This is a genomic window from Ilyobacter sp. (genome assembly GCF_041583315.1).
Lineage (GTDB): Bacteria > Fusobacteriota > Fusobacteriia > Fusobacteriales > Fusobacteriaceae > Ilyobacter.
In genome coordinates, this window is record NZ_JBFHGC010000256.1 from 1 (window position 1) to 4,009 (window position 4,009).

At 35.7% G+C, this 4,009-nt stretch carries 4 protein-coding genes; 3 read left to right on the plus strand and 1 reads right to left on the minus strand.

What is annotated here, in order from left to right; all coding sequences use genetic code 11:
* Window positions 1-268: 268 nt before the first annotated feature.
* The 3 genes from murI (at window position 269) to ABZA26_RS09390 (ending at window position 3,441) form a co-directional block, all read left to right on the plus strand.
* The gene (gene murI / locus ABZA26_RS09380) at window positions 269-1,081 is read left to right on the plus strand and encodes a glutamate racemase (protein WP_372714262.1); all 813 of its coding nucleotides are present in this window, start codon (window positions 269-271) and stop codon (window positions 1,079-1,081) included.
* 1 nt (window position 1,082) lies between these two features.
* On the plus strand, window positions 1,083-1,682 hold the full coding sequence (gene ruvA, locus ABZA26_RS09385) for a Holliday junction branch migration protein RuvA (protein WP_372714263.1): 600 nt from the start codon (window positions 1,083-1,085) through the stop codon (window positions 1,680-1,682).
* Between the two features lie 394 nt (window positions 1,683-2,076).
* Window positions 2,077-3,441, plus strand: coding sequence for a mannose-1-phosphate guanylyltransferase/mannose-6-phosphate isomerase (locus tag ABZA26_RS09390; RefSeq protein WP_372714264.1), 1,365 nt, complete (start codon window positions 2,077-2,079; stop codon window positions 3,439-3,441).
* A 168-nt stretch (window positions 3,442-3,609) separates the two neighbouring features.
* On the opposite strand, the gene ABZA26_RS09395 is transcribed toward ABZA26_RS09390, so the two are convergent.
* Window positions 3,610-4,009, minus strand: a 400-nt coding sequence (locus ABZA26_RS09395; protein ID WP_372714265.1) for an acyl-CoA thioesterase, incomplete at its 5' end; no start/stop codon positions are given.

Consider the following 4,009-nt stretch of genomic DNA (forward strand, 5'->3'; position numbering starts at 1 on the left):
TCGCAGGGCTTATACAGGAAATAACCAGCACTCAGCCGTCCTACAGAATAAGTTCCGCAGGGAACCGAGGACTGTAGCTCACAAAGGCGTTAAAAGAAACATATACTTCCTAGACATTTGAAAATTCTTGACCTTTTGGTTACTTTTCTGTCAAGAGAAAAGTAACAGACTTCTGTGTAAATTCAATAATTTAACTTAATTAAAGACATCAACAAAGAACAGCAAATAGATTTATGGTATAATTACTTTTAGAGGTGAATATAAATATATGGATAACAGAGGAATAGGGGTTTTCGATTCTGGATTCGGAGGCCTTACAGTGGTAAAAGAGATAAAAAAAGTACTTCCCGGAGAAAAAATATATTATTTCGGGGATACAGCGAGACTGCCTTACGGGTCAAAATCAAAGGAAAATATAATTCATTATTCTTTAGAGATAGCCGAATTTCTGAAAACTAAAAATATAAAAGCCATTGTTGTGGCCTGTAACACTGCATCTGCATTTGCTCTAGAGGAACTGAAAAAACATTGTACATTCCCTGTGATAGGGGTAATAGAAGCAGGAAGCAGAAGGGCTCTGGGGATAACTAAGAACGGAAAAGTAGGTGTCATAGGAACGAAGGGAACTGTCTCCAGCGGAGTCTATGAGAGGTCTCTTTCCCTTGGAAGAGAGGGTATAGAGGTCTATTCTAAACCTTGTCCTCTTTTTGTGCCGCTGGTGGAAGAGGGAATGATACAGGACGAGGTTACGGAAATAATGATAGACAGGTATTTAGGTGAGTTTAAAAACAGAGTGGATTCTCTCATCATGGGGTGTACGCACTATCCACTTCTGGAAGAAGAGATAAAAAGATATTTTGAAAAACATGATGTGGAAGTTGTAAATCCTGCTGTGGAGACTGCTCTTGAATTGAAAAAACTTCTGGCAGACAAGAACCTTATCTCAAAGAAGAACAGAGGCGACATAGAGTTTTATGTGAGTGATTCACCAAGCCATTTTAAAGAGCTGGGTGAGATGTTTCTAGGAGAGAAAATAGATAAGGTGGAAAAAATAAATATAGAAGATTATTGGAGAGGGTAGAATGTTTGAATATCTCAAAGGGGAACTGTCGTTAAAAAAACTGGAATATGCTGTAATAGATATAAACGGAATAGGATACAAGGTGAATATCTCTCTTAAAACATACGAGAAACTGGTTTTGGGAGAGGAAACAAAACTCTATATATATAACTATATAAGAGAAGACATGTTTAAACTTATAGGATTTGCAGAGGAGAAAGAGAGGAACCTCTTTGAAATCCTCATAAATGTAAACGGTATAGGGGTGTCTCTTGCCCTAGCCATACTTTCTACATTTGATGTAGAGGATATACGGGATATTGTGGTGAGAGAAGATGTAAAACTTTTGACCAGGGTCCCAAAACTTGGGATAAAAAAAGCACAAAAATTAATAGTGGATGTGAAGGATAAGCTGAAAGGTCTGCAGTTTGAAGAAGGATCATCCGGAGGAAATTCGGTAAAAAGTCTGCAGATAGAGGAAGAACTCTACATGGCTTTGGAGTCTCTGGGATACAGTCAGAAAGATATAGAAAAACTCATTACGAGGGAAGATATTATGGCTTACGAAGGTATAGAGGAAGCTATAAAAGATGTACTGAGAAAAATACAGAGCAAGTTTTAGAGTGGTAAACTAAGAATCGAGTTTTTTTGAATTTTTTTTATTTGATACAGGATTCTGTTTTACTGAGACAGATAAAAATTGATTTGAAACGTGAAATTTTCAAGGGGTAACGGCTAAAAAAAGCCGTTACTCCTTTTTTTGTTTTGGAATATATCAGGAATTGGTACTGGAAATATTATATTCCAGATAAAAAACGATAGAGTTTTAAATGTCGGTATGATAGATATGTTAAGTTTTTAAATCGTTACCGTAAAGGAAATTCCAGGTAACAGCGTAAAATGTAGAAAGTATACTTCTAGAATTTTTTTATATTTGTTGCAATAGTTTTCTTAAATTTATTATACTTTCTCTTATTGAGGATATACGGTATAAAATTAAAAGGAGTGGGATAATTATGAAAGTTATCATTTTAGCAGGGGGATGTGGAACAAGATTGTGGCCTTTGAGCAGAGACCATTATCCAAAACAGTTTATAAAAATAAAAAAAGAAGACCCTTCTCTTTTTCAGGAAACATTTGAAAGAAGCCTTCTGATTGCAGAGATGGATGATATATATGTAGTGACAAATGAAAAATATAAGTTTCTGGTAATGGGAGCTATAGAAGAATTGGGATATGAATATAATGAATCCAATATTTTTGTAGAACCTGAGGCCAAGAATACCCTTCCGGCTGTTTATGCCGGTGTGCACGGGATTTCCAAAGAACAAGACACTACAATTGTGGTGTTTCCTTCTGACCACAGAATATTGAGATCAGAGGATTTCTCAGAGATTATTAAGTCTTCAGAAAGCTTGGCAAAAGATCATATAATAACATTTGGAATAAAGCCTGACAGCCCCAATACAGGGTACGGATATATCTCCCCTGCAGGTAAAAAATTAAATGGGTATATTGTAGAGAAATTTCATGAAAAACCGGATTATGAGACGGCTTTATCTTACATTGAAAAAGGGTATTTCTGGAACAGCGGGATATTTATGTTTAACTCTGGTTTTTTCACAAATGAAGTCAAAACTTATGCCAAGAATATCTATGAGGCATTTGATACAAGTACAGACATGAAGGAAGCTTTTTCAAAGATTGAAACCAAGGTTTCTATGGATTACGGAATAATGGAAAAAAGCAACAAGATAGCTGTGGTTCCTGTGGATATAGGCTGGAATGATCTGGGAAGTTTTGATTCCTTTTATGATGTATACAAGAGAGATGAAAATGATAATATTGTAGAACCTGAAAATATTGTTATTGACTCAAAAAATAACTATATCTATTCTGAAAAAGGTAAACTTGTTGCATCTATTGGGGTTGAAGACCTAATTATAGTAGATAACAGAGACGCTCTTTTGATATGTAAAAAAGAACAGTCACAAAAGGTGAAACAGGTGGTAGACACCCTTAATTATAGAAAAGATTTAAGATCTCAATGCCATGTAAAGGAGTACAGGCCTTGGGGGCATTCAAAAGTTCTAGAGGAGGAAAAAAATTCATTCAAAATTAACAGGTTAGTAGTTGGGATAGGAAAAAAACTCAGTTACCAGATTCATTATCACAGAAGTGAGCACTGGGTGGTTGTGAAGGGAATGGCTAAAGTGATTCTTGAAAATGGAGAAAAACTTGTTTCTGCAGGAGAGAGTATTTTTATAAAACCCGGGGAAAAACACAAGCTGGAAAATCCAGGGAAAGTCCCTCTGGAAATTATAGAGGTACAGATGGGAGAATATCTGGAAAATGATGATATTATCAGATTAGATAATTGATATAGATTTAGGCACTCGTGAGAGTGCCTAAAATTAATGGATATTATATTCCTTTTGTTGTTTCTTGAAATACAAAACTGAACTGCCAAAGAACCATAAATCTAAATTGAGACAAGCCTAATATTTATTGGTGAAAATTTTTATATCTCTATTTTTTTGTAAGTCTAGTTATTGTGGTATCTTCAATGGATTTCCATCCTTGTCAATGGCCACATATACTACAGTAGCTTCTGTTACTTTTACACAGGCCTTTTCATATCTATTTCTTTGGGCACAGACAACGACTTTTACAGTAATAGATGTGGTACCTATTTTTTCTATTTTCCCATAACATGTAACCAGATCCCCCACATAGACAGGTTCTTTAAACATGAAGTCAGTTACTTTTACAGTTACAATCCTACTCTGAGTCCTTTGTGACGCTACCACTGCTCCTGCCAGATCCACCTGTGCCATAATCCATCCTCCAAAGATATCTCCTGCTGGATTTGTATCTCCTGGCATTGCTACCAAACGTAGAGCCGGCTCCATCTCATTTTGAAATCCCGTATATTCCATACTCATATAA

What these genes read in the sequence shown, in the direction of transcription:
- murI (WP_372714262.1), top strand. Translation starts at nt 269, where the DNA reads ATGGATAACAGAGGAATAGGGGTTTTCGATTCTGGATTCGGAGGCCTT.
- ruvA (WP_372714263.1), top strand. Translation starts at nt 1,083, where the DNA reads ATGTTTGAATATCTCAAAGGGGAACTGTCGTTAAAAAAACTGGAATAT.
- ABZA26_RS09390 (WP_372714264.1), top strand. Translation starts at nt 2,077, where the DNA reads ATGAAAGTTATCATTTTAGCAGGGGGATGTGGAACAAGATTGTGGCCT.